The sequence below is a fragment of the uncultured Zhongshania sp. genome, assembly GCF_963975605.1.
In the GTDB taxonomy this organism is placed as follows: Bacteria; Pseudomonadota; Gammaproteobacteria; order Pseudomonadales; family Spongiibacteraceae; genus Spongiibacter; species Spongiibacter aquimaris.
The window spans coordinates 26,089-52,469 of record NZ_CAXBHN010000010.1; the positions used below are offsets into that span (position 1 = coordinate 26,089).

The 26,381-nt window shown below is 49.7% G+C and carries 22 protein-coding genes; 11 read left to right on the plus strand and 11 right to left on the minus strand.

Going from position 1 to position 26,381, the window contains the following annotated elements:
• Positions 1 to 168: 168 nt before the first annotated feature.
• Positions 169 to 1,674: a hypothetical protein gene (locus AAC007_RS10245; protein ID WP_339676496.1), complete on the plus strand. Its 1,506-nt coding sequence runs from the start codon at positions 169 to 171 to the stop codon at positions 1,672 to 1,674.
• A 74-nt stretch (positions 1,675 to 1,748) separates the two neighbouring features.
• On the opposite strand, the gene AAC007_RS10250 is transcribed toward AAC007_RS10245, so the two are convergent.
• The 3 genes from AAC007_RS10250 to AAC007_RS10260 form a co-directional block, all read right to left on the minus strand.
• Positions 1,749 to 5,171, minus strand: coding sequence for a hypothetical protein (locus AAC007_RS10250; protein ID WP_339676498.1), 3,423 nt, complete (start codon positions 5,169 to 5,171; stop codon positions 1,749 to 1,751).
• Between the two features lie 510 nt (positions 5,172 to 5,681).
• Positions 5,682 to 6,554: a bile acid:sodium symporter family protein gene (locus AAC007_RS10255; protein WP_339676501.1), complete on the minus strand. Its 873-nt coding sequence runs from the start codon at positions 6,552 to 6,554 to the stop codon at positions 5,682 to 5,684.
• A gap of 372 nt (positions 6,555 to 6,926) precedes the next feature.
• Positions 6,927 to 7,892 carry an SDR family NAD(P)-dependent oxidoreductase gene (locus tag AAC007_RS10260; protein ID WP_339676504.1) on the minus strand — a complete coding sequence of 322 codons (966 nt, stop codon included), beginning with the start codon at positions 7,890 to 7,892 and terminating at the stop codon, positions 6,927 to 6,929.
• Between the two features lie 135 nt (positions 7,893 to 8,027).
• Here AAC007_RS10260 and AAC007_RS10265 point away from each other — a divergent pair, with 135 nt between their 5' ends.
• The 3 genes from AAC007_RS10265 to AAC007_RS10275 are packed head-to-tail and all read left to right on the plus strand — an operon-like array spanning position 8,028 to position 9,401.
• Positions 8,028 to 8,258 (plus strand): hypothetical protein, encoded by a 231-nt coding sequence (locus AAC007_RS10265; RefSeq protein ID WP_339676506.1) that lies wholly within the window; start codon positions 8,028 to 8,030, stop codon positions 8,256 to 8,258.
• Complete coding sequence (locus tag AAC007_RS10270) at positions 8,258 to 8,680, plus strand: hypothetical protein (protein ID WP_295875109.1); 423 nt, start codon at positions 8,258 to 8,260, stop codon at positions 8,678 to 8,680. The genes AAC007_RS10265 and AAC007_RS10270 overlap by 1 nt, the downstream gene beginning before the upstream one ends.
• A complete protein-coding gene (locus AAC007_RS10275) occupies positions 8,664 to 9,401 on the plus strand; it encodes a hypothetical protein (protein ID WP_339676510.1) in 738 nt (245 codons plus the stop codon). Before AAC007_RS10270 ends, AAC007_RS10275 begins: the two co-directional genes overlap by 17 nt.
• Before the next feature lie 341 nt (positions 9,402 to 9,742).
• Here AAC007_RS10275 and AAC007_RS10280 read toward each other — a convergent pair whose 3' ends face one another.
• From AAC007_RS10280 to AAC007_RS10295, 4 genes are all read right to left on the minus strand, one after another.
• On the minus strand, positions 9,743 to 10,189 hold the full coding sequence (locus AAC007_RS10280; RefSeq protein WP_339676512.1) for a hypothetical protein: 447 nt from the start codon (positions 10,187 to 10,189) through the stop codon (positions 9,743 to 9,745).
• A 601-nt stretch (positions 10,190 to 10,790) separates the two neighbouring features.
• Positions 10,791 to 11,402, minus strand: coding sequence for a cation transporter (locus AAC007_RS10285; RefSeq protein WP_339676515.1), 612 nt, complete (start codon positions 11,400 to 11,402; stop codon positions 10,791 to 10,793).
• Between the two features lie 104 nt (positions 11,403 to 11,506).
• A complete protein-coding gene (locus tag AAC007_RS10290; RefSeq protein ID WP_339676518.1) occupies positions 11,507 to 11,740 on the minus strand; it encodes a thioredoxin family protein in 234 nt (77 codons plus the stop codon).
• A gap of 10 nt (positions 11,741 to 11,750) precedes the next feature.
• The gene (locus AAC007_RS10295) at positions 11,751 to 12,734 is read right to left on the minus strand and encodes a permease (RefSeq protein ID WP_339676521.1); all 984 of its coding nucleotides are present in this window, start codon (positions 12,732 to 12,734) and stop codon (positions 11,751 to 11,753) included.
• Between the two features lie 467 nt (positions 12,735 to 13,201).
• Here AAC007_RS10295 and AAC007_RS10300 point away from each other — a divergent pair, with 467 nt between their 5' ends.
• Positions 13,202 to 14,110 carry a hemerythrin domain-containing protein gene (locus AAC007_RS10300; protein WP_339676523.1) on the plus strand — a complete coding sequence of 303 codons (909 nt, stop codon included), beginning with the start codon at positions 13,202 to 13,204 and terminating at the stop codon, positions 14,108 to 14,110.
• A 332-nt stretch (positions 14,111 to 14,442) separates the two neighbouring features.
• On the opposite strand, the gene AAC007_RS10305 is transcribed toward AAC007_RS10300, so the two are convergent.
• The 3 genes from AAC007_RS10305 to AAC007_RS10315 form a co-directional block, all read right to left on the minus strand.
• Complete coding sequence (locus AAC007_RS10305; RefSeq protein WP_339676524.1) at positions 14,443 to 15,573, minus strand: diguanylate cyclase; 1,131 nt, start codon at positions 15,571 to 15,573, stop codon at positions 14,443 to 14,445.
• 160 nt (positions 15,574 to 15,733) lie between these two features.
• A complete protein-coding gene (locus AAC007_RS10310) occupies positions 15,734 to 16,339 on the minus strand; it encodes a TetR/AcrR family transcriptional regulator (RefSeq protein ID WP_339676526.1) in 606 nt (201 codons plus the stop codon).
• A gap of 89 nt (positions 16,340 to 16,428) precedes the next feature.
• Positions 16,429 to 17,118 carry a glutathione S-transferase N-terminal domain-containing protein gene (locus tag AAC007_RS10315; protein WP_296434328.1) on the minus strand — a complete coding sequence of 230 codons (690 nt, stop codon included), beginning with the start codon at positions 17,116 to 17,118 and terminating at the stop codon, positions 16,429 to 16,431.
• A gap of 292 nt (positions 17,119 to 17,410) precedes the next feature.
• On the opposite strand from AAC007_RS10315, the gene AAC007_RS10320 reads away from it, so the two are divergent.
• From AAC007_RS10320 to AAC007_RS10340, 5 genes are all read left to right on the plus strand, one after another.
• The gene (locus tag AAC007_RS10320; RefSeq protein WP_339676530.1) at positions 17,411 to 17,788 is read left to right on the plus strand and encodes a hypothetical protein; all 378 of its coding nucleotides are present in this window, start codon (positions 17,411 to 17,413) and stop codon (positions 17,786 to 17,788) included.
• Positions 17,785 to 19,539, plus strand: a complete 1,755-nt coding sequence (locus tag AAC007_RS10325) for an arylsulfatase (RefSeq protein WP_339676533.1) — start codon at positions 17,785 to 17,787, stop codon at positions 19,537 to 19,539. Before AAC007_RS10320 ends, AAC007_RS10325 begins: the two co-directional genes overlap by 4 nt.
• A 76-nt stretch (positions 19,540 to 19,615) precedes the next feature.
• Complete coding sequence (locus AAC007_RS10330) at positions 19,616 to 20,254, plus strand: glutathione S-transferase family protein (RefSeq protein ID WP_339676534.1); 639 nt, start codon at positions 19,616 to 19,618, stop codon at positions 20,252 to 20,254.
• Positions 20,255 to 20,368: 114 nt separating this feature from the next.
• A complete protein-coding gene (locus tag AAC007_RS10335; RefSeq protein WP_339676535.1) occupies positions 20,369 to 20,830 on the plus strand; it encodes a DUF1330 domain-containing protein in 462 nt (153 codons plus the stop codon).
• A 79-nt stretch (positions 20,831 to 20,909) separates the two neighbouring features.
• Positions 20,910 to 22,232, plus strand: a complete 1,323-nt coding sequence (locus AAC007_RS10340) for a DsbA family protein (RefSeq protein WP_339676538.1) — start codon at positions 20,910 to 20,912, stop codon at positions 22,230 to 22,232.
• A gap of 15 nt (positions 22,233 to 22,247) precedes the next feature.
• On the opposite strand, the gene AAC007_RS10345 is transcribed toward AAC007_RS10340, so the two are convergent.
• On the minus strand, positions 22,248 to 23,915 hold the full coding sequence (locus tag AAC007_RS10345) for a sulfatase (RefSeq protein WP_339676654.1): 1,668 nt from the start codon (positions 23,913 to 23,915) through the stop codon (positions 22,248 to 22,250).
• A 234-nt stretch (positions 23,916 to 24,149) separates the two neighbouring features.
• Here AAC007_RS10345 and AAC007_RS10350 point away from each other — a divergent pair, with 234 nt between their 5' ends.
• A complete protein-coding gene (locus AAC007_RS10350) occupies positions 24,150 to 26,378 on the plus strand; it encodes an ammonia-forming cytochrome c nitrite reductase subunit c552 (RefSeq protein ID WP_339676541.1) in 2,229 nt (742 codons plus the stop codon).
• Positions 26,379 to 26,381: the final 3 nt, after the last annotated feature.

Genomic DNA, 26,381 nt, shown 5'->3' on the forward strand with positions numbered 1-26,381 from the left:
TGAACCAATATCCAAGACGTGAAACGCGCTTGCAATAGCCTCTCCGTTACCCGACTATCTGGGTTGGATATCTGCCCCACTCGTCGTTCAAGTTACGCCTCGGGCGACGATGTTGGCGACGCCAATAAATATTAGAATAAGGCCCTCGCAGCGAACTCAGTATTTACTATGCCGACATGTTCTCTCATGCAATTACCTAAACGCCGGCACTTCGCCTTTGGAGCGGCGCTTGGTATTGCATTGATTCCCAGCCCTGCGCTGGCGCACAGCTTCGGTGAGGTCTTCACCTTGCCGATGCCCTTCTGGCTCTATGGTTGGGGCAGCGCCGCTGCACTTATTCTGTCTTTTTTACTTATTGCCCTTAGCGCCGGAAACGCATTACCCGCAACAAGCACAGGCCGCGATCTAAGCCAACATCGCTCGGTCAGATTGATACGCAAACTACACCTGAAAACCCTGGCGCAATCTCTTAGCGTTGGCGCGCTGTTACTCTGCATTGTTAGTGGCCTATGGGGCGTTCGCAGCCCCTATGGCAATTTCAATATGACTTTTTTTTGGATTGTTTTTTTACTCGGCGCCAGCTATGGCAGTGCGCTGTTTGGCAATATTTATTCAGTCATCAATCCCTGGTATTGCATAAGCGCCGCCATCAACCGCTTCTGCAGGGCCTTTGATCGTGCCCGCGTCAAATGGCCTTCATGGCTAGGCTATTGGCCGGCGCTTTTGCTTTATGGCGTGCTCATTTGGCTTGAGCTTCTCGGCGCCAGTATGCCCTATTCACTTTCTATTACGCTGCTGGCTTATAGCCTATTAAACCTTGTGGCGGTCGCCATTTTCGGTAGCCGCAACTGGTTTCGCTACGGCGAAATATTCAGCGTCTTATTTGCTCTCCTCTCGCGACTTTCGCCACTGGACTATATTGCAACTGACCGAGGGCAAGCTACAAAACATGCTGAGCCCGGCAAGCTACAGCTGCGCTGGCCGCTGGCGCACTTAACCGACTTGCGAGTAGGCCATTGGAGTTTGCTGATCTTTATTTTATTTATGCTGTCGTCTACCGCCTTCGACGGTCTGCATGAAACCACACTATGGAAGCAATGGTTCTGGCTAGATTTGTATCAAAATCTGCTACGCGATTTCAGCAGCAGCAATCCCTTGGCGGCGTTTCCACAAATGCGCCAATGGTTTGTTTACTGGCAAGGATTCTGGTTGTTTGCGTCTGTGACGCTGTATTTGCTCGCCTATTTATTAAGCCTGCAGCTGGGCAAGTGGCTGGCGAATAGTTCGCACAGCATCACCGAACTGGCATTGGGTTTTGCGCCGTCACTGCTACCCATTGCACTGGCATACCACACAGCGCATTACTACACCCTTATTCAAACTCAAGGCATCAAAATTATTAGCCTGATATCAGACCCGCTAGGTCGCGGCGACAATATTTTCGGCACCGCCAACTGGCTGCAGCGCCAGTTTATTCCGGATGCGAATACCGTTTGGCATGTTCAATTAGGCAGTATTTTAATTGGCCACGTTCTCGGCGCACTGGTGGCACACCGCCTCGCGCAGCGTTTGTTTGAAAGTGAACGGAAAGTCATTCTGAGCCAGCTACCGATGCTGGCGCTAATGGTCGGCCTGACCACCAGCGGCTTGTGGATTCTATCGCTACCCCACTGACGCACGACAAACCTGATAAAGCACAGGCATAAAAAAGCCCAGACATGTCTGGGCTTACAAAAAGAAAAGCGTATTTAAGGCGCGAAACTACCTTCCGGTGGTGCCGGCCGCAATATGCCGCCGGGATTAATCACGCCGCCTCGTCCTTGTATAGCCGCACTAGATGCTTCGGTGAGCTCCCACGTCCGCAGATAAGCCTCGGCAGAGTTAAACAGGTGCTTGGTCTGCTGTGCAGGCTTATCACTATCAATTACCACCTCTTCAACAAAGTCGGCGAGCATACCGTAGTGCGCATTGCCGTCCACGTCTTCATGCCACGTGCGCACCACTTCGCCGTCGACATTGGCACTGGTGGGTTGCGAAAAGACAACTGGCTGCACATTGGCAAACCCAGTCAAACTAATGAACGGCTCGCCATCAAACAGGGTGAACGGATAGGTAATGGGATTTTCAGGGTTGTTGCGCGGGCCACTCTGCGCCGACAGACCATTGGTGTCGGTGCCGTAGCCAAAGCCGAATAGTAGTGGCTCCAACCCTTTGGTTGCACGCAGCGCCATTGCCGCGGTGTATATGCCAGCGGTTTCGTCCATATCCCTGCGGAAACCGCCACTTGACCCGTTGCTGGGATATAGGAAGCCGCCGTTAGCCAGCATCCGCGTCGCCTGATCTATAGTGGTGCCACCAAACGTGCCGTGAGTCGAGACAAAGGGGTAAGCCGGCGTCTGCGCTTCAGCCAGTTCTAGGGCCTGGGTTTTCATGCCCATTTCCATGTGATCCCAGTCAAACAGGAATCCCAATTCCATCATTTTACTGTAGGTATACAGGCCTGCCGGCGTCATCCAGCGCGCATTACACTGATTTATGTCCGCCGGATAGCAGGGCGTAGAACCACCGGAACGCCCTCCCTGACCGGTGGGAATACATGGAGGCTGGGGCAAGTAGCTTTGAATAGCGCCGCCGGAGCTGCTCCACAGATAACCACTAAAGCCGGGTGTTACGCCCTCAATCGGACAGTTATAGGTTGTCCACCATTCGCCGGTAGGCAGCTCCGTATTCGGCAGATTGGCTATCAATGACTCAAACTGGGCCTGGTTGGGCTGACCCGAAAACAGGTCTAGCAATCCAGCGATGTCGCCCGAGGGAACACCGCCGCTATTTTCGCGGTTACCTAGGTTAAGAATGAGGCCATCGAAAATACCGTTACCGCCAAAGGCATTGTCAAATTCGTGGATGGAAATAATCTGCCGTACACCCCAGTCTTTAATCCGCTGCATCTGGGTAAGAATCGAGTTGGGCTTGCCCTCTTCCGTGGTGCAGTTGTACTTGTTCTCCAAGAAACCGCTATTATCCGAAGGTTCCTCTTCTGGCCCCAACTGACGCAGCGGGTTGTACTTGACTTTGCAATCAAACAAATTGGAAATTTCTATGCCCAACACCACGGCGATTTTGCCGTCTTCGATAACGCTGCGCGCCTTACTCGGCGTGTGCACTATCTGGAAAAAGCCTTTGCCGGGGCCACCGTATTGCGCGTCGATGTAGTTTTCCATCGCGTACATAGTGCCTGCCTGACGACCCGCATTGTTCATTGAATTACAGTCGCGCAGAGGATCGGAGGTCACGTTACGCTGAAGCTCACAGAGCGTTTCATTGTCGACCAAGTCGTTGACGATCACTCGTAATCCGCCCGCCCAAGCGCGCTCTATCCACTTCCAGTAAATGGCTTCGTGGGTAAGATTGTCCCGCGATGGCCAATCAGTAAAGCTTGGATAGCCGTCAGTGGCATGACCATCAACGTCCTGGGTGAACAGACCGCCGATCAGATCTAAATGACCGGTCTCGCCGTGAGCGCCATCGCAGTTGCCCAAGGCGTGCTCTACACCGAATTTATGGAAGGGATGCCCCCAGTGGCCACCGCCTAAAAATTCAGTTGCGCTGATATGAACATGGGCATCGGCATGGCCCAGCACGCTACCATCTGGTTGTGTGCCTTTGAAGGGTTCGCCGCTAAAATTACTCTGCGCCTCAGGGAAGTTAGCGCAGCCGCTAGTGGTTTCAAAACTAAAACTATCGAGATTGCCATCGGCATTGGCGGCGGTTTTCGCCGCGCCGCTGCCATCGACTATCAGTTCGCTTGCGGTAACATCAGAGCCAATCGTGAAAGCATTTGAACGGACCAGCGGGTCCTGGAATTCTTGCCACAAGGTCACTTGTTCTGCGCTGGGTTCAACATTAATGGCCGGTGTTGCGGGGTAATCCGTTGCATCTCCCACCGCTAATACCGTCCACTCGGCGTTATCAGTCGCCGCTGCAATAGCCACATTCGCTAGATTGCCATTGCCAGCGGCGGCCACTAGCTCTCGGCTAGCACTGTAAATCATGTATTTACCCAATGCCGTGGGCTTCAAGTAAAACGGTTCTGCCCCAGCCACGTCGGCCGCCGAGGCGCGATAACCCTCACCATCAGAGGCGAGATACTGACCACTGGCGTTGTCTTTAATCGCCCAGCAGGCATTGCTCAAATCGTAACGGCTAAGGCGGTTGTCTTCATTGTCGTCAGCGGCGTCGACACATCCGTCGTCGGCCAAGTCAATTTTGCCATCTAGATCATTGTCGATGCCGTCGGCACACTGAGCTGGTGCTACCGGATCGGTTTCATCGTTATCTGCCGCGCTGTCGCAGCCTGGGTCGGCTAAGTCAATTTTGCCATCTGAGTCATTGTCGATGCCGTCCGCACATTGCGCTGCTGGCACTGGATCTGTTTCATCGTTATCTGCCGCGCTGTCACAGCCTGGGTCGGCTAAGTCAATTTTGCCATCTGAGTCATTGTCGATGCCGTCGGCACACAGCGCTGCTGGCACTGGATCGGTTTCGTCATTGTCAGCCACGCCATCACAGCCGGGGTCGGCTAAATCGATTTTACCATCCAAGTCATTATCGATGCCGTCGGCACACAGCGCTGCTGGCACCGGATCGGTTTCGTCATTATCGCCTACGCTATCGCAACCGGGGTCAGCCGAATCAACTTTGCCATCGAAGTCATTGTCCACCCCATCAGAGCATTGCGGCGGTGTCACCGGATCAGTTTCGTCGTTGTCACTGGGGCTAGCGCAGCCGGGATCGGCTAAATCAATCTTGCCATCTACGTCATTGTCTATGCCGTCAGAACATTGGCTTGCGGTGACCGGATCGGTTTCGTCATTGTCGCTAATGTTCGCGCAACCGGGGTCGGCCAAATCAATTTTGCCGTCTAGATCATTGTCGGTACCGTCAGCGCATTGCGCCAATGGGGCAGGATCCGTTTCGTCGGTGTCGCTGGCGCTAATGCAACCGGGGTCGGCGGGAAAGTCGATCAAATTGTCACCGTCGTTATCGCGGTTGTCAGAACACGCCGCAAGCGTCGGGTTAGAGCGTGGGGTGGTAGATACGGAATCACCGCCACAGGCCGCCAATAAGAAAGTGATACTGAGCGCAACTAAGGCTCTGGATATATACAACATCGGTGGTGCTCCCATAATTATTCTAGCACTGCGGCGACGGGTCGATACTGACCACAGCGGTTCTCAGGGCATTACTAAGCTATAGCCTAGCACTAGTTTTGCTAAATTGCGGGCGCTAAACGCGGCACAAAATCACATTATAATCACAAAGTGTCATAGCTACACTAACCAGCGCCACTGCCTAAGCAGTATCTAGTAAAAAACCACACTGATCGATAAGGTATTGTGAATAGGCCAGGTGAACTGACGGGCTTGCCGACAAACATAACAGCTCACCTTAGCCGCCATACCCAGACCATTGATTGCAGTACAAAAATTGTCGTGAAGGTACTATTCGACTTAGCCGCAATTGAGGCAACAAACCACATTCACAATTGCTAAAGGCGGTTTCCAAGGATTAGAAACAATGACGAGTATTGATTGCCGACCAATAATTTAGTAGTCGGCTGGGTCGTGGAAGATAATGCCTAGCGGGCTGTCTTGCAAAGCTCATCGCTAGACGCCCTATGACTAAATCGCTTTTGCTGGAATAGCAGACCGCCCAAATGCAACCAAGCCCGCGCCAAACGCGTACATAGTTAAGCCGTATACCATTGACGGAATTGCCATCTCCTGCGAGCCAAGAATTGTGGTCGCCACCAGAATGCCGATAGTACTGTTTTTGATTCCCAGCTCTACCGCGATGGCCACCTGATCACCTTTTGCCACACCCACAAGGCGCGCAATACCAAAGCCAGCGCCGATTCCCAGGATATTAAGAAGTAAACACGCGGGCCCCGCTTGTATCAACAGCTCTAAAAGATGATCGCGCAGGCCGTAGGAGATAATGACGATTAACACCAGCAGTACCACTGCACCAAAGCCATTTAGCGGTTTTTCAGCGCGCAGCGCTAGCCTCGGCGCTTTGGCACGAACGAGCATGCCGATGCCCGTGGGTAGTAAGACAATAATGACTAACATGGTAATCGTGTCGACAACCGGCATTGTGACATCCGCCGACTTACCAAGCTGCCAGCTCAGCGCTTGGTTCACCAACAGAGGTAAGGTCATAATTGTCGCGATGCTAGCAATGGCGGTCACCACTATAGATAAGGCCACATTACCTCTGGCTAAATACGTAATCACATTAGACGTCGCCCCGCCGGGACACGCCGCCAATATCACCAAGCCAACGGCAATCGCCGGCGGTAGCCCTAAGCCCCACGCCACCAAAAATCCCAGCGCAGGTAGTACCACCAACTGCCCAATACTTCCCACTATTGCTGCACGAGGATGCTTGGCCTCCTTTGCAAAATCTCCAAGCGTTAAACCAAGCCCCATGCCAATCATGATAATAAAAAGGGAAACCGGTAGACCGATACTAATAAACAGACTCTGTCCCATCTTTCTTTTGCCTTATTGTTATATAGAGACCTTTGCACGATAGTCATTTTATCCTCTGCCGGCGTCGCCTAAAAGCGCCTACTGTTGGCAAAATCGCACCCAAAGCACTCGCTCCGCTCGCGGGGCGGGCTCTACTCAATCGGTCATTTATAGTTATAAACTCCCTCATTTACCGTCCCCGCTGGTCACTCGCACAAAGTGCGTGATCTCCGCTGCGCTGCGGTTCGTGCGATTTTTCCTTGCCAGAGAACAAAATTCCGGCTCGTGCAAAGGTCTCATATAGAAATTATCTGGACCCTAAGTGTAAAGTGAAACGCCGAGTTTATCTGTTACAAAGGTGCCACACTTGCTTTGTTCGCAGTCGCCTGAGACTTAGCGTTCGCTCTGGCTTATCCAGCTCTGCAGATCAAACCATAAGCGCTCTGCAACATCGGAATCATTTGCCTCTACACTGGCAATCGCTATCTGCATATTGCGATAGTAAGCGCCAGACACTAATTCATCTTTGGGGGCAGTGGCGCAATGAATTTGTGTTTGCGCGCCCTGCTTTGGCGTTTTCATAAAAAAGCGTTCAATCGGCGCTAAGGCGTTTCGCACCGCCGCAATCGAGCCGGTGCCAGCCATCCCCTTGTCCGCCACATTGGTGTATACCGCGCCGGGATGCAGGCAGTAGCTAGCAATACCATCTTTCGCAAAATGCCTATCAACACTGCGTGTTAAATGCACCAGAGCCAGCTTTGACTGCCCATAGGCATTCCAGGAATTATAGGGTCGTCGCGGTTGAATAAACTCGCTATTCAGCCCTCGGCTGTGCAACTGTGACACGACATTCACGATGCGACTGTCACCGGAAGTCGCGGCCGAGGCTTGCAGTAAAGGCAATAGGCGATACGTTAAATGTGCCGAGCCCAAATAATTCACCCGCCATTGAATTTCAAAACCATCGTCGCTTAATGTTGGCGAAGTCCATCTCGACATGAGATCAAGATGAATACCCGCATTATTTATTAGCACATCTAAGGCTAAGCCCGCTGTTTTATAGGCTTGGACAAAGGCTTCAACAGAATCATAGCTCGCCAAATCCAGATCAAAGGCATGAATATGTGGATGATAGGAAGCTGCCAATTGCTGGCGTAGAGCATCGGCAATCACCGCGCTATCCTTGCGCACCGTTACTGATACCACCGCGCCCTGTGCCAAAAGCTGCAAGGCCGTAGCAAAGCCCAATGAGCCTTTGGCACAACCGGTCACAATAAAATGGCGCCCTTGCAAACTGACCGCTTTCGCCATTTTTGCGCCGCTTACAAAGCCCTGTATTTTTCCAAACATGCCCGTCATAATCCCTAGTCATACGCTTAAATTAAGTTATCAAATTCTTTTCGCGATACGCTGCTGCAGTAAATTGTGACCGACATGCCGCTTTCACAGCGTAATCTAGTCAAACACTTGCAAACAAGCAGTCCGTTCGAGCCCATGATTACACAAACCAAAGACAAGCTACTCAATAAGTATCGCAAACGCATCCGCGAGGGCGCCATTAGCAATGCCAAGAAACAACTGGCACTTAGAGGTATCACCGCCGCCGAGCTAGATCCCGATGAGCTGGAAATTCTGGTGCATGACGAGGAAGTGAAGCTGCGGGGAAGGCTTAAGAATTATAGCCTTGCCGCGCTTATTGCGGCATTAACACTGGGCCACTTTTAATGTTGATCCCCTTACTGCGCAGCGGTGTGCTGTATATGATTTGGCGGCGCCATATTAAGCAGCGCGCGCTGGGGATCATCGCGACGGTGCTCTTTGTGCTGGCGGTCAATTTAATTCACTCTGAAGCCCTGGCTTTTTTCAGCGCCACAAATAAATCGACTTTAGCCCCATTCGCTTTCTACTTTCGCTGGCTGGCGTGGCTAGCAGCAGGCCTCAGCTACCTGTGGTTTGTTGAACGCAAAATAGCCAAAACCGCCAAAGCCCAGAGAAATGCCTCCAGTAAAAAAACCCAGCCACAAAGCAAGCCAGAAGCAAAGCCAATTGAACAGCACGATGGTTTCGACAGCTTGCGCCACAACACGCCCTTGCGCTCGCGAGCAGACATTATGCTAGAACGGAAAAAGCGTGATAAGCCAGACTGAACTTAAACACCTCATTACAGATTGGGACGAGCGCGACAAAACCATTCTGGCCATACTCTGCGATCTCGGCGAAAACAACACCGCGACTGATGCTATCGTCGACAAGATACGGTGGATGTACAACTCGCGAACGAGGCACCGTATTACGCGGAATTTTAAGCGCGTAACAAGACAAGATAGTAGTGAAGAAATGCCATGCCCAAGCTACGAGACACTGCTCGCAGGCGCGGCAAAAAAGCTAGGCATTCACAAACACTGCAAGACAGTGGTCGAATACGAACGTTATATTCCTCAAGCTATTATCATTGCGGCACTTGCGAAAATGACCCCAGCGCAGCGAGACCGCTTTTTTAGCGAAGAATTTAATGCGACACCAATGTGGGACGCCGCCGGAATCAAAAGCCGCAACATCACGGGCCTGCGCACGGCGGCAAGCGTATTAGCGCTGGCCAATGCATCTGGCTACGCGGTGTATGCAGGCGCGACCACCGCGCTTGGTTTTGCCACCCACGCCATGGGCATCACCCTGCCCTATGCCGCGTATACCGGATTATCCGCAACCATCGCCCAACTCATTGGCCCACCGGGCTGGCTCGCGCTAGCGACGTATAGCTTTTTTAAAGTTACCGGCACGGACTGGAATAAATTAATGCCGGTGCTGCTGACCATTATCGCCACAAAACATCGCTACGAAATTTTGGCTCGCGGTGACACTCAATAATTCCAGCAAGCTCAATATCGCAGACAGAACTCAGCTAAAAACCCTGTTAATTATCGCGATAGACCTTTGTTTAAGTCTCTGAATAATCCTGCTATCCGCACAATTTCGAGCCATCGCGACAAAGCCCAAACTGTATTCAATCCATAAAATGTCCGCTTTGGCCGACGAATATTAAAACCGAAATGTATTGTGCAAAGACGCGTCGTTGTTGATAAGAGCGAACCGTCAAAAAATCCAAATATGATGGAATATGGTAGGTTTTTATACAGCCTCAACGCCTACCACAGCCGAAAGCAGGACAAAAAGGGGCGTAGCACTGGCTGTCGGACCGCCGGTGACTGTCATGTGCCAGAAACATTTTCCATCCCTGCTAATATTTCAGGTGTTGGACAGGCCTTTTCCTCGAGCAAAAAAGACGGAACCATATTAGCGATGATAGGAATCATTACCGCCCCTAACATTTCCTGATTGGGCTTGCTGGCAACACATTTCGTCTCTCCCGGAGGTAAAGTAATTTCTAGTATGGACGCGGGACTTGCATCGGCCTTTGCTTGGAGAATGTGATTTCCGGAATTTATTTCGATGACTGAATATTGGTCATTTCTCAACTTAAGAAAATACTTATCACCTTCGCCGACATACAGACTCACAGCACCAGCTTGATATGATGACTCCCGATAGACAAGCAGTTGAGAGGTATCATTACCTTCCGTTACCAAAACATAATCTTTTGACAGTGTCGTACAACCTGACAATGCAACTAAACTTAGTATCAATAATTTTTTCATTCGAGCCTCCTATGCTCATTACTCATAACGCCGCACGCAAAATCGCGCTTTAGCACCGCCAGCACGCAGGGCGATGCGGTATTTGATTATTACATGTTGTCATTATTAAACGGGTACTGTTTTAAAACATCTTGCTGATGCCGTTCTTTTCTCTTAATCCATTCAAGGTTAATGGCTTGCAATAGATCTATTTCTTTTGCGAACCACAACCTTCTTGAATCTTCGCCATCTACTTTACGTTCCAATTCCCTGTCTCTGGCTGGCCCACATTACCGGATACCAACCAATAAAGAAGCTGGTCAATATTATTGGTTTTACATCTCTCAAACTCAGAGCCTATTTCAGTGGCCACAAAATGATATTCGCCTCTGACCATTTCTTCATGTGGCGCGCCGGCACGAGTTGCGGAACTAGCGGCTAAAATTAATGCGCAGGCTTGCTGTCACCGCATAACGTTTACCCCAATGCCTCTTACTCATTTTGAATATGTTTGATGCTACTCATAGACACGTAACGCTTGATCTTAGCGGCGATTGAGGCGATGCCTGTTTTTGCGGCAGCTAAAATGGGCAGCGGGTCAAGCGTCGCTTGTAACGATTTGTTAGGTACCAATTTCACCTTGCCTCGATGAACGTGCCTCCTGAAGGATTTTTAAGCCGCCTCGAACCACCACAGTCGCAATAACCGCGCCGACCAGTAGGTCGGGGTATCGGCTACCGAGCATCCAAACTAGCGCACCTGACACTATGACTCCGATATTCACAATCACGTCGTTAGTCGAAAAAATCCATGAAGCACGCATATGCACGCCACCATTTCGATGTTTGGAAATTAGCAGGAGGCAAGTTATGTTGGCGACTAAAGCACCTAGGCCAACTGACATGATTAGGATGCTTTGGGGCTCACTTCCAAGGAAATGGCGCCGCACCACATCAAATAGGACTCCGACTCCCAAAATGATTTGCAGCCAACCGCTAAGCGTCGCGGCCCTGGCTTGTCGGGTAATGCCTTTACCGACGACGTAGAGCGAAATGCCGTAAACGGCTGCGTCCGCCAGCATGTCCAATGAATCTGCGATAAGCCCAGTTGACTGGGCAATAACGCCCAAAACCGCTTCGATTAAGAACATCGCGCCGTTTATTATCAGGAGATAGGTGAGCGTGGTACGCTCCAGCTTTTCTGCTTGTTCGGTGCCACAGTCGCAGTCAGACATTCGGTGCTCCGGAGTGGTTTAGTTTTGCTGCCTAACCCGCCAGATTTTGCGCGCTCGGCGCCTTAGGCGCGTAGCTCATTGACTTATTAGGTATTTCCACTGAGCTACTTTAGCCATTGCTCTACTTTTTTCCTATCAGGTACAGATCCTGAGTGCATCAGCTGGTTATCTACAACTACCGCCGGTGTTTTCATTACGCCGTATTCGAGCATGACTTGGGGGCTCGACTCCTTGACGACGTTAACCTGAACTCCACAATCATTGGCAACCACCTGAATAAGCTCCGCGACCTTGATGCATTTTGAGCAGCCACTCCCAAGCACTTTAATTTCTTTCACAAGCTTCTCCTTAAAATATAGAGGCCATATTTACCAGCCAGCCGACCAGGGTAAATGACATTAGTAAGAGGAAAAAAATAATAGCCAATAATTTCCACGTCATTACCTGTTTCAACAAGATAAATTCTGGAAAACTCGCTGCGACTGTACTCATACAGAATGCCAATGTCGTGCCGACAGGAAGCCCCTTTACGATTAAACTTTCCATCACAGGAATGACACCCGTGGCATTTGAATACAAAGGAATACCCGCCAGGACGGCAACTGGTACAGACCACCACTGGCCACTTCCCAAATTTTCTTCAAACCATGTACCGGGAACAAAGCCATGTAAGGCCGCACCTAATCCAACCCCAACAAACACCCACTTCCATACGCGACTTAAAATATCCAACAATTCGGTCTTGGCAAATTCATGGCGCTCCGAAAATGAAAGTATAGGTCTATGACTGTACTCACCATCTGAAGTTGTCGCCGTCTCATAAGCTTTTAGTGCAAAAGGCTGCAGAAGCTTTTCTGCGTGAATTAGATCAAGAAAGACACCACCTATAATACCGATGAGCATTCCAACCAAGACATAAACAATGGTTATCTCCCAACCAACCAAACTCAATAACAGCAAAACCGCGACTTCATTAATAAGCGGCGAAGTTAAAAGAAATGACATTGTAATACCGACCGGAACACCTGCAGAAGTAAAGCCAAGAAACACCGGTATGCTTGAGCAGGAGCAGAAGGGGGTTATCGCGCCGAATGTCGAGCCCATTAGATACCCAAAGAATTTGTTATTTTTTGCCAAGTAATCACGCACCCTCTCGATATCGAGGGACGCCCTAACAAGAGCAATGACATAAATCATCACGATCAAAAGGAAAAATATCTTTGTTGTATCCTCGACGAAGAAGTGGGCAGCCCCTCCAATCTTAGAGTCTGGCACTAGACCAAACACCCCGTAAACGAGCCAATCAGCTAATTTTGTAAAAATGGATAACATGATATTCCCGATATAGCGTAACGTTTACATAAGGGGAGCGATGTAAGAAGCCTTCCAGTGAGCGACAGCAAAAGACTTCATGTGCTTGTTAGATTTGAAGCACACGCTCCAGACCATCCCAAGAGAATTTGGCTGGAGCATGGGCAAAAGGAGTTTCCGAGCCCAGTTCACTTGACCACTACACACCGCCTTATAGCTCTATACTATTGCTTTGCAGTCTTGCCCTGTTTGATCTATATCAAAGACCACTAAGCGTCGCCTGCTTAATATGATAGTCATCGGGCTGGTGGGATTTTCTAGTACTCACTATGCACCGCCTTATTCATCTGGGAAGCGCTAGGTAGTGAGAAGCTCCTTGTCTTTGCGCAATGCCAGCGCGGTTTTATGTCAGTTTTCTGTGCTGGCGCGGATGTAGTAACAACCACCAAACGATGTAATAACAATCACTAAACGTCGAGAGAGAGATCATGGTCAGTACTACCAGAAAAAATATTGATGCAAATCGTCAAAAAGTAATGCATCGCCTGCGTAGTGAGCACACGTATATCGGTACGTTGCGCGAAGCGATGTCAGTCGAAATTAACAAATTGACTCGTCGCACAGAACCAGATCTTGTGATGTTAAGAGATATGCTGCGTTACTTAATGGAGTATCCAGATGTACATCACCACCCACTAGAGGATCAGTTGTTTGCAAAGCTAGCTACACACCGTGATGGCGTGCGTTCAGAGGTTGTTGAGCTGCTGGCCGAGCATAAAGATTTGGCTCGCGAAAGTGTGCACCTGTATCACAAGTTAGATGCTTTGGTGCTAGGTGATGAAAAATTGCAAAAAAACCTGTTGCGGGCAAGTTTGACAGATTTTTTAGAGCTGTATGGTGAACACGTGCGCCGAGAGGAAACGATTGTTTTTCCTGCCGCTGAGGCGTTGTTAAGTCCTGAGGAGTGGCGCGACATTGCCCGCAAACTGCACACGATAGATGACCCCGTGTTCGGTATGAGCGTGAGTGAACAGTATGCACGGCTGCGCCGGCGAATATCCGAAGGAGTAGACGTTGCGGTAGCAAATGTTGTTATTTCAGAAATACTGGGGCTGTATGCGTTGATTGATGCTTTTGGTGCGGTCTCAGAAGGCGCCGAAGAATTAATGACATTTAATAGCCAGCAGCTTCGCGACTTCAAACGGGAAAATCGTATCTTATTCAGTGATTCTGAGTCTGTGGCGGAGGCCATAAGTAATGCTATAAAAGTGAACCGCAGACTGATTGGGAAAGGTTGGTCGCAGCGCCTCAAAATAGTGAAAAAAACTGCGCGCGCAGCTTATCTGCCGCTGGCGGAGAATGTCGGCGCGATTGCGAATTACAACGTTCGTGGGTAGTTAATACAAGGGCTAATTTATTAAGACAATGACTCCAAATTTCAATAAGCCAAGTCACTCCCCAGTGTGTTAATCAGGATAACTCTACTGTTCGAAGGCCAAAACAGTGACTGATCGCGAATGCTTTTCGGCCATCTCATGGGTAAACAGCTGGCCAAGTTATCGGTAAGGCAATCGGCTGAAATGAAAGGGCATGGCGTATATCAAACATTTTTTGTCAATTTATGATTCAAATTCGCGGTCAGTCTATGGGTGAATCAGCAAAATTCGGTTGCCACATGGGAATCAGAAATTAACAGATGTAAGAAGAGAGACTCGATCTAAAGGAAGGTTTACGCTGCACCAAGGGTCGGCACTGCTCCAGAATAAATGCCGTTCCTACCATGTCGTTTCGCATGGTACATATATTGATCCGCAGCTTCTATCAGCTGCTTACCATTGACGGCACTACCCCAGTCACTGGTGACGCCGATGCTAATAGGAATATCCAACTTAGTGCCTTTATAGCTAAACGGTCTTGAGATGGTTTTTTTCAATTTTTCAGCAACCGCGACCACTTGTTCATTTGAAACAACACCGGTAATCACGACAACAAACTCATCACCGCCGACTCGCGCAATCAAATCTTCTTCGCGCAGCATAGACCGAGCCCTTGCAACAACCTCAACAAGAATGGCATCTCCGGTAGCATGACCGTAGGTATCATTCACGTGCTTAAAGTTGTCGAGATCAATGAATACTACTCCCACGCTCTCATTGACACGCCGCCCTTTAAAAAGCGCGTACTCAAGCCTGTCTTCCAGCACATGAGGCCGCAGAGCTCCCGTTAGCGAATCTAAATTAGCCATTTTATACAACTCAGCTTGGGTCGCGGCTATCTCTTTAGCCAAACTCGTCACCACACTGGAAAGCCGACCGAAGGACGTAAATATGATAATAGGTAGCCATACAGCCACCACTAAATACGCTCCCCATGTGGTCATCGAATGCATATACGTATCGACACTAACGGAGGGGCTGAGTTGAAGTGTTCCAGACATGAAACCATAGGCGACCAGGCAGGTAACAGTCATTGCAGCGCACGCCAGTATTACCCCCACTCGGCAGGAATACAGCATTCCGCCCAGCAAGGCACTGGTGGCTAACCACCACGTCCCGGCACCAAGCATGCCAAAATTAAATAATCCGACTACGCCGATACACCACATCAGCAATATCAGCGACCAAAATTTAAATTGGTAAGACGTTTTTTTCGCGGACGCCCAAAGGAAAACGGCATAGGCGCCAATAATAAGATGTGCGCTATACATTGGCAGCCAGCCGGTAAGCACAGAGCGCAGGGCAGAAAGCGGTCCACCGACTGCACCAACCACTGCAAAGCAGAACAAAATTTGATTTAGCGCTTTGCATCGCGCATTCTCGATGACGACATACGGGTCGATTGGTTTGATGCTATTTATCATGCCCGGTGATCGCACTTTAACAGGGTGTAGGCCTTTTGATCGTATCCGAAAAACCTGAACACGTAGCTAGGTGTTTACCCTTACTTTATGCCCCAAACAGCGCAGCAAATTCACAACAATATGACAATGTCACCGAAGGCAGGAAAAGTGCTTGGGGAAATTAGCACCGATCGTCATCCAAAAGGTTTTTGATTAAGTCGGTAATAATTTTCACGCTCGCGGACTTACTCATTGCTTGACTGACATGGAGCCTATGCCAGAAGTCAAAAGACGCAATCGCATCTATTGCCTCACGTGTAGCTGCCGATACTTCCTTTAATTCGGGCAGCCAATTATCCAAGTCTATCCTCAATTTTTGTTGATTTTCATCGTAGCATTTTGTCAGTGTTGGCGAGCGCCAAAGCAAGGCACGCGTTGCCAGCATAACCGGCGACAAGGTGGTGTAGGCATTTGCGTGCCGCTCTATCGCATGCTGCAAGCGGGTATCTAGTGTGCCGCTCCGATCTCCACCACGGAACAAATCTAAATAATGCTCCCGAATCTGCGCATCCAGTTCATTGTAAAGCTGCTCCATCTCTGAAAAATGTCTAAAGACGGTACGTATCGCAATATTAGCGCGGTCCGCCACTTGCTGCGCGGTCGGGATTAACACCCCCTCGTTAATTAAATCCAGCATCGCCTCGATAATGAGCTGCCGGCTGCGCCTGCTGCGTTGAACGCGACCATCGGCAGCTCCCTTTTTAGTCGGTGATTGCGTTTCATCCATAATTATCAAAACCGTAAAGCACTATTATCAATTTACAAGTGAGGCTGGCAGCGGCTCCAAGAAAGCAAAACAACACTGCGTTTACAAAATTACTTTTGCAGCATATTCCGCGCTGAATCTTTGAATTTCTCTGCCGCCGTATCATCCAGATCATCCAATAAGTTACCCAGGCTGAAAGGAACTTCAATGCCTTTTTCCATACCGGGCTGACTTTTCATTACCTGTAACCAGCGCGCTAAATTATCTAATCCCTCAACAGAGACTCCCGACCATTTATAGGTTCTCACCCAACACCAATTTGCAATATCTGCAATTGAATAGTCATCCGCCAACCATTCATGGTGCGCCAAATGACCATCCAACACTTCAAACAGGCGGCGGCATTCATTTTGATAGCGATCGATAGCGGGCTGTATTTTTTCTGGGAAGTAGCGATGAAAAACATTCGCCTGCCCCATCATTGGCCCCACCCCGCCCATTTGAAACATCAGCCACTGAATAACTTTTGAGCGCCCCTTGGCGTCACTAGGCATTAACTTGCCGGTCATTTCCGCCAAGTAAATCATGATAGCGCCCGACTCAAACACGGCAAAATTATCGTTGTCACGATCAACAATGGCGGGAATACGCCCATTGGGATTCAAGGCTAAAAACGCCGGTTTTTTCTGCTCGCCTGCGCCGATGTCAACGTAATGAGTTTCATACGCTAAACCCAAAGCCTCTAAGGTACAGGATGCTTTATGGCCGTTAGGCGTCGGTGCGGTATACAAATCGATCATGTTTATCTCCCGATGAGTCAATGTCAAAAGCCATACCGGCTATTATTAAATTTATTATCTAAACATTATACGAAGTGACTCCTTGCAAATCCTGCCAGTCACATCGCTTATTTATATCGTTGCCAAGGGCCAAACTCACTTGAATTGCGAGCCAAATTATATTGACATATACTATGACAAAAAAATGCTGACAAACATAGCATTGCGGTAAATAATACCCACAGCTGGCATCAGCCTTACCGGCGCCGGCTGTAAATTTAAATAAAAACAATGAGATGGACAACGTATACCGATGCTTAAACTACTGCGTATTATCGTGGCATTGCCTGCCATACTCTTTCTTATCATTGGCCTGCAGTGGGCAGTCGATCCTGCCGCCGCCGCAGAAAGCTTAGGAATGCCCCTGCTAGACGGCCTCGGACGCAGTTCACAGATGGCCGATACTGGCGCCCTGTTTATCGCAATGGGTCTGATGATACTAAGCGGATTGCTTACCGGAACAAAAACATGGTTTTACGCCCCCGCGCTGATGCTTTTCCTGGCAGCCGCACTTCGTCTTATTGCATGGCTAATCCATGGCGCGGCCTTCGCCCCTGATTTGATCGCCGTCGAAATAGTCGTTGGCAGCTTGCTACTTATTTCATCGCATAAATTGGCCGACAAACAGTGAAGCTATTACCCCAAGCGGTATGCATCACGCTGCTAGCGACGCTCTTTAACCTTGCCCACGCCGAAGTGGCAAGACCAAATATCGTACTCATACTCGCGGATGACCTCGGCTTCAGTGACATTGCGTCCTACGGCAGTGAGATTCAAACTCCGTCATTGGATGCCTTAGCGGCGAATGGGATCAGCTTCACCAATTATCATACTGCGGCGAGCTGCGCGCCCACCCGGGCCATGTTGCTCACCGGCGTAGACAGCCATAGAAATGGGGTTCCCAATATCCCCGAGAGCATTCCGCCCGCGCATCAAGTCCACGAAAATTACCGCGGCGTGCTAAGCCGCGATGTAGTAACCGTAGCCAGTCTATTGCAGAACGCCGGCTACCATACCTATATGGCTGGCAAGTGGCACTTGGGTAAAGCCCGTGACGAACTCCCGTATCGGCGCGGATTTTCTCGTACCATTACCCTCGCTGATACCGGTGCCGACAACTGGGAACAAAAGCCATACATCCCCATTTACGAAAAGGCCAATTGGTTTGCGGATGGCGAGGAAACAACGCTACCTGAGGATTTCTATTCGTCAGAGTTTCTAATCGATAAAACCATTGAGTTCATCGACTCTAATTCAGACTCCCAACCGTTCTTTGCCTATATTCCTTTTCAGGCCGTTCACATTCCAGTACAAGCGCCAAAGGAGTTTACAGACAAATACCTCGATACCTATCAGCAGGGCTGGACCGCGCTGAGAGAACAGCGCCAAAAAAGAAGCAAGGAGCTTGGCATTATCCCGGCCAATGCCGAAATGCAAACCATGAGCAGCACCCATGACTGGGACAGCCTCAGCGCAGAAGAAAAACGCTTTCATGCCAAGCGCATGGCCGTTTACGCCGGCATGGTCGACGCGATGGATCACCATATCGGTCGCTTAGTTGCCCACCTTAAAGCAACGGGCCGCTACGACAATACCATTTTTATATTCTCATCAGATAACGGCAGCGAAGCTACCGGTGGCGACAATCCACGCAGCTTATTAAACCGTCTCGGCTTGAGAATGCAAGGCTACACCAATGACTACGACACCTTGGGCAGCAAAGGTAGCTTTAATACTATTGGTCCCAGCTTTGCCAGTGCAGCGGCTTCGCCGCTTGCCTACTACAAATTTTACGCAGGCGAAGGCGGCATGCGCGTTCCGCTCATCATTGCAGGAAAGCCCATTAGCGACAAAGCACAGCGGAGCAATGCATTTACCTTCGTAACCGATATCACGCCCACCATACTTGAATTCACCTCAACGCCCGCACCGACGGAGTTCTTTGGTGGTCGGCGCATCGTCCCCATGATTGGCCGCAGCCTGGCAGCACTAAGCCGTGGCGAGGTTGAGCAGGTATATACCGAATCTGACTATATTGGCTATGAGCTGGGCGGCAACGCGGCACTGTTTCAAGGACCATATAAGATAGTTAAAAACCGGGGGCCGGTTGGCGATAGCGAATGGCATTTGTTTAATATCGTCGACGACCCCGGCGAAACAAATGATCTACGGGAGGCAATGCCAGACAAGTTGGACGACCTACTGGAGCACTATAATCAATACGCCGCCGAAAACGGCGTCCTGGAGGTTCCCGCCAGTTTCAATGGTACGACCCAGGTTGCCATCAATGGTATCCGTGATCGTTTTGGTAAACAGCTTTTAGTGCTGCTATTAACGAGCATTATTTGCGGCGTTTTTTACATTTTATATCGAAGAAAATAGAACTGAATGTCAGTAGTGGCGTAGCGACAATGAAGCAATAGCGACCAATATAGCAATTTCATACTTAGGAGCACTTATGATTGTATTACATGGCAACTCCGTATCTCCCTTCGTTCGCAAGGTGCTTGTCGCCTTGGCGATAAAAGGAATCGATTTTGAACAAGTACAGCAAATGCCGTATTCGGGCGATGCCGAATACAAAAAAATTAGCCCTTTAGGTAAGATTCCTGCACTACAAGATGGCGATCTCAACCTTTGCGATTCGACCGTCATTTGTGAGTATCTCGAAGACAGCTATCCTGACAACCCGATCTACCCAACAGATCCAAAGCAGAAAGCGAAAGCGCGCTGGGTTGAGGAACTAGCGGGCAGTAGAGTCACCGAACTTGCCGCCGGTATTTTTTTCCAGCGCTTTATGCGCCCCATGTTTTTAAATCAAGAGACCGACGAGGCCCTGGTTCAAAAAATTATAGAAAAACAACTGCCACCGATCCTGGACTACGTTGAAACGCTGATACCGAAAGAGGGCTTTATATTCGGCGATTTCAGCATGGCCGACATTAGCATCATCAGCCCATTTATAAATGCGGGATACGCCAATTACCAGATCGACGCAGCACGCTGGCCCCTATTCGCTGCGCTCATCAAACGGGTCAAAAGTCACCCCGTAGTCGCACCCCTGCTTGCAGCAGAAGCGGCAATACTTGGCCTTTGAGCTTGTGATGTGCAGCGCTTTACAGACTGAGTTGCTGCACATGCCAGACAATGCCCAGCCTGCAAATAGCGCGGCCGCGAGCAAACCCACTAGAGCTAACAAGGAGAATTAATAATGCCCTTCACAAGCAAGGAAATAGACGCACTTATTAGCGAGCTGGGTCTACACGATTCTGGAAACCTCGGTCCCACCGCAAGCCAAATCAGATCGCTATTAGCTGAAGATCTCGGCGGGCCGCTGCAGTTTGTTAATTTTTTAGCCTTTCATGATGTCGCGCAATACAAAAACAGCGATGATTCAACTATGGTAAGCGGAGAGGAAGCCTACAACCGCTACGGCGCAGTGGCGATCCAGCATGTTACGGAAGGCGGCGGCAGCCTGTTTGCGCTAAACACGGTTGAGCAAACCCTTATCGGCGCCGATGACGAATGGCAGCAGATAATTATTGTGCAATACCCCAATGTCGATGTATTCATCAATATGCTGCGCTCGCCGAGCTACCACGCGGCACTACATCATCGCAACGCGGGCCTGAAAGCCACCAAACTAATAGTAACTCGTCCACTGCTGGTATAGCGATAAGCCGAATAGGATGCGCCGTCGACATTACAGCTTCGCTGTCGACACCCAAAACATTTCATAACAGAGTGTATTTATGAGTTTTCTGGCACCTTATGTTTTGAATTTAATATGCAGCGAAGGCTTGCAAAACTGGCAGCGCGGCCTCGGGGAATGGCGTCGAAAAAAGTCGGGCAAGCCGCATACCGTGACGGTATTTTTGCGGATAAACGATCCCTATAGCTATATCTTGCTTCAGGTACTAGAAAGACTTTCTCAGCGTTACAACATCGAATTTGATTTTAGAACCATCCTGCAACTGCAAGAAGCTATGTATCCCGCACCAGCGCTTTGGGAAAAAAATGCCTTCGCCGACAGCGCCTACCTTGCAAACATATACTCGCTGGATTTTCCCCGCAGCGGACCGGTGTCGACCATTAAACGAAACCAAAGCGCAACCGCACAACTTTTACACGCCGAACTACAAGGCGATTATTTGCAGCGCGCCCTAGCCATTTTTACGGCGTATTGGGCCGACAATATTGAACTGCTAGACACGCTAATAGATCCGCGCATCGCCCGCAATACAGAGTGCTATCGACACCACTTGCTTGCCAACGAATCGCTCCTTAAAAGCAAAGGCCACTATCTGACTGCCATGCTGCACTATGGTGAAAAGCCAGGCGGCGAGTGGTACTGGGGCCTCAGTCGTCTCGAATTTTTGGAGCAGCGCCTGGCGGCCATCGATGCGATCAAGAACCACGACATTGCCGCGATAAGCCAGGCACCACCTGTTCGGAATAACGCCCTCAGCGGCACAAATACATCAGACACACCTATTATTATTTACTGGTCAGCACGAAGCCCGTATTCCTATCTCGGTCTAGTGAGAGCAAGAGAACTGTCTGAGCACTATGGCCTGGACTTAATCGTAAAACCGGTTTTGCCAATGGTGATGCGGCGTATGCAAGTACCCCAAACCAAGGGCATGTATATTTTTAAAGACACCAAACGCGAAGCCAAAAAATATGGCATCGACTTTGGATTTTCCGCCGATCCCTTGGGCGCTGGCGTAGAACGCTGCTACGCCCTGTTCGATTACGCCGTGTCGCAGGGACGAGGGAACCGTTACCTCGAAACCTTTGCTCGCAGTGTTTGGGCAGAGGGTATCGACGCCGCCAGTGATTCGGGAATGAAAAAAATAGTGACTGCCGCCGGACTTGATTGGTCCATCGCCAAACCACTTTTACAAAATGATCATTGGCGTGAATGGGCCCAGGAAAATCTACTGGACATGTATGACAATGGTTTATGGGGCGTACCCAGCTTTCGCTACGGACAACTTTGTACCTTCGGCCAAGACCGGCTTGACCGCTTGGAACAGGCTATTAGCGAAGAGCGAACTGGACACAAAATCTAGCCCGCATTCTTCGCGCTAATTTGGCCAGTAAATATATTCGTCGCCCTCTACAAATTTTTCTGCCCGAGTTTTATCGACTGCGACCGGTGCCTCTAGTGTGTAGGGATAAATTGGCTCGCGCCCCGATGCGGCATGCTCAGCCAATAATTCTTTTAATCTTGCCACCAGTTCTGGACGCGACGCGGCCAGATTGTGTTGCTCGGTAGGGTCTTCGGCAAGATTGTATAACCAGTCTTTCCTGGGCCGCTCAGATACGTGCAGCTTCCAGTCACCGTCGCGCACCACGCGATAATAGCCACTTTGCCAAAACAGGGTCTTATGAGGTGCGGACTGTAATTCACTGCCCTGCGCCCAAGGCATAATGTCTCGACCATCTACAACCAAGTCGTCAGGCAGACTGGCACCACTGGCGGCACTAAGGGTAGGCATAATATCAATGTGATTAACCGGCGCGTTTACCTGCGAGCCCGCCGGTATTTTTGCAGGCCAGCGCATAAATAGCGGCACGCGAATGCCACCTTCAAACATGGTGATTTTCCAGCCCCGATACGGCGCGTTTATTTTAGGTAAGCCAAGGTATCCCGCGCCGCCATTATCGCTGGTGAAAACAACAATCGTATTTTCGGCGAGACCCTCTTCTTCCAAGCTGTCCATGATACGACCGACACTGCGATCCATAGCACGCACCATTGCTGCGTAAACTCGCAGACGATGAGGTTTTATATCGCCCACCGCCTCGTAATCCTCCCTCGTAGCTTGCAGTGGCGTGTGCACCCCCCAGTGCGCCAAATATAAAAAGAACGGTCTATTCTTATTGGCCTTGATGACTTTTATCGATTCATCGGTCCAATAGTCCGACAGGTATCCCGCCGGCCGAAACCGATCATCACCGCTATTATTAAAGGATGCCGCATACTGCATTTTTGCCCACTCGAATTTATCGATGGGGTCGAAATCCAACTTTGCGTTGACGACATTGGGGTCATCTTCCGGTAAATGCATACCGCTTGCCATAAACAAGCTTTCATCGAAACCCTGGGCGTTTGGTGTTGACGCCGCTCCCCGTCCTAAATGCCATTTACCAATATGGACGGTGTGGTAACCGCGCTCTTTTAAGACTTCTGCAATAGTAATTTCTGAACCTGGCAGGCCCTTATCTTCATAACTCAATCCACTGGCATCCGCTTCGCGGTTATAAAATGCCGGTGGCAAACCGTTATTAACGCTGTTCGCAATTTGTACCACCGCCGATCCCATACCATTGGGTAGCGGTGTAAATTCAAAGCCGGTTCGGGTCGGGTAGCGACCGGTCATAATCATTGCCCGAGACGCCGCACAAATTGGCGCCCCCGCATAGGATTGATTAAATACCGCGCCACCAGCAGCGAGACGATCTATGCTCGGTGTCTGCACTCGGCCGTCGGCAACACCGCCACCAAAGCTTGAGATATCATTTATGCCTAAATCGTCAGCCAAAATAACAATAATGTTCGGGGGAGCTGGCGCATCACTCGATGCCGCAACAGCCGGCCCCTGCTGCCAGTCAATCTGACGATTAGGGCCTACCGGCACCTCTCGTGCAGCTTTAAACTTAACGAGGGCAAGCATTACGTCGACGCGATTTAACCACAAACCACTGCCGGTAAAAATGACTGCGACAAGAAGGCCCAGCAATACTTTCATTTTCACGATCTATCCCTTTTTATTATATTTATTCCGCCACAAAAACTAATGTCACACATAATGACATTTAAATCAAGAAAGGAGATCAGCGCTAAACAAATCGCAGAAATATCCCATATATTGCGAGTAAAACAGCGGAATCACGAAATATATACACCCTGTAAAAAATGACCCTGGCGAGACCGAAATACGGTAGTATTGGCCCCACAACAAATTTGCGCACAAACACCCATAATGAGAATATTTTCCACCCTGGCGCTACTGCTATTTTTAACAAGTTTCGCTTCCGGCAGTTTCGCCGATGACAGCCAGTGCCTGAATTGCCACGCAGCGCAAGCAACAGCTTGGCAGCAATCTGATCATTACAAATCGATGCAAATTGCCGAGGCAGAAACTGTGCTTGGCCGTTTTGATGGCAGTGGTGCAAGCTATAATCAGGACACGTTTTCCTTCTATCGCGAAAGCGGAAAATATCTGGTCGCGATTAGTCATGCAGGCCAGCAAGCGACACGCTATGAAATTAAGTACACCTTTGGCTTTTATCCACTACAGCAGTATCTCGCACAACTTCCGCAGGGAAAATTTCAAGCTCTACCTGTTGCCTGGGATAGCCGGACCAAAGCAGAAGGTGGTCAGCGCTGGTACGCGTTGACGTCTGATTTAGAGTGGGATCACTTCGCTTACACTTGGAATACCAGCTGCGCAGAGTGCCATTCAACTCAATTTCAAAAAGCTTACGATGTGGAAAGCGCGTCGTTTAAAAGTCACTTCCAGGAAATAAATGTCAGCTGCACAGCCTGTCACGGCGATGCCAGCGGACACACGGCCTGGCTCAAAAATGGGCAACAAAAGCAGGCTCACGCAGGCTTTAGCCACTCGCTAAATGAATCGGGAACGTGGACAAGAACCCTTGGTCAGCGAATAGCTAAGCGCGAAACACCACCGCTGGGAACCCAATTATCCAGCTGCGCACAATGCCACGCTCATCGCACGATTATCGAACCCTGGTCGCTGGACAAATCCATGCTCGACCACATCCAGCTCTCACTGATTTCACCGCCGCTTTACCACCCTGACGGACAGATAAAGGAAGAGGTCTTCGTCAGCGGCTCATTTTTGCAAAGTAAAATGCACGCCGCCGGCGTCGTCTGCAGTAATTGTCACAACCCGCACACGTCGAAACTCAAGGCCGAGGGAAATGCCCTGTGTAGCCAATGCCATGCGCCGGAGGTATTCGACACCAAAAAGCACAGCCTACACGATAGTCAAAATGCGGGAAGTTTGTGCGTTAACTGCCATATGCCCGCCACAACCTATATGGGTGTCGATGCTCGACGCGACCATCGATTCGGTATTCCAAACCCACAAAATACCATTGATCACGGTACTCCCAATGCGTGCAACCAGTGTCATTCAGATGAAAGCCCTGAATGGGCGCTAGAGAAAATATCTGCGGGTTTCCAAAGTAAAAATATTGATCCGCACACCGATATGTTTGCAGCACTAGATGAGCAGCCTTGGTTAAGCAGCAACGATCTAAGCAATCTACTCAGCAAGGATAGACTCACCGATATCATTTACGCCTCGGCACTTACTCGCCTCAACACCGCAACAGAAAGTGCCGCTTTCCAACTTGTTATTAGCAATCTAAAAAATACAGCCCCGCTGCGAAGATTGGGCGCGGTAAGAGCCCTTGAAGTACTGCCACAGGATCAGCGCACAAATTATTTAAAAGACTTAATTCACGACCCAAGCAAATCCGTGCGCATGGCTGTCGCCCGACTTTTGGCGGGCTCCCTAAGCAATCCGGCACTGAGCGACGGTCAAAAATCTGATCTAGATAATTTACTAAAAGAATACCAAAACTCACTGCGAATCAACGAAGACAACCCGGGCGTACAATTAGCGCTGGGCGAGCTATACCAGGGACGCGGTCACAATGAACAAGCGAAACTTGCGTATAAGCGCGCCATTGCCATCGACGATCAATACAGCCCCGCCTATATCAATCTTGCCGACTTACACCGACGAATGGGGGACGATAAAACGGCGCTCGGCAGTCTTATCCACGCCAGTCAGATAGTACCTGAAGATAGCTCCCTACTTTATGCCCTGTCACTCGCCTACTTTCGTCATCAACAATACGATAAAGGTATAAGCAGCTTACGCCTCGCTCATGACCTGGCACCAAGTAATAGCGACATTAGCTATGTATATGCTGTTGCGCTAGAGAGTGTTGGCAAACCCCAGCAAGCGCTGACAATTTTACAGACTTACCTCCACAGTTTTCCGAGCAATGTACAGATATTGGAGTTAAGCGCCCGCTACCATTTAAAATACCGACACACCGAACAAGCGCTACGCGAAATTGAAGCCTGGTTAATCCTTAGCCCCAATTCAGACAATGCGAAAGCGCTTTACCAACAAGCACAACGCTTGGATCAACGCGAAAATAACGAGTAAGGA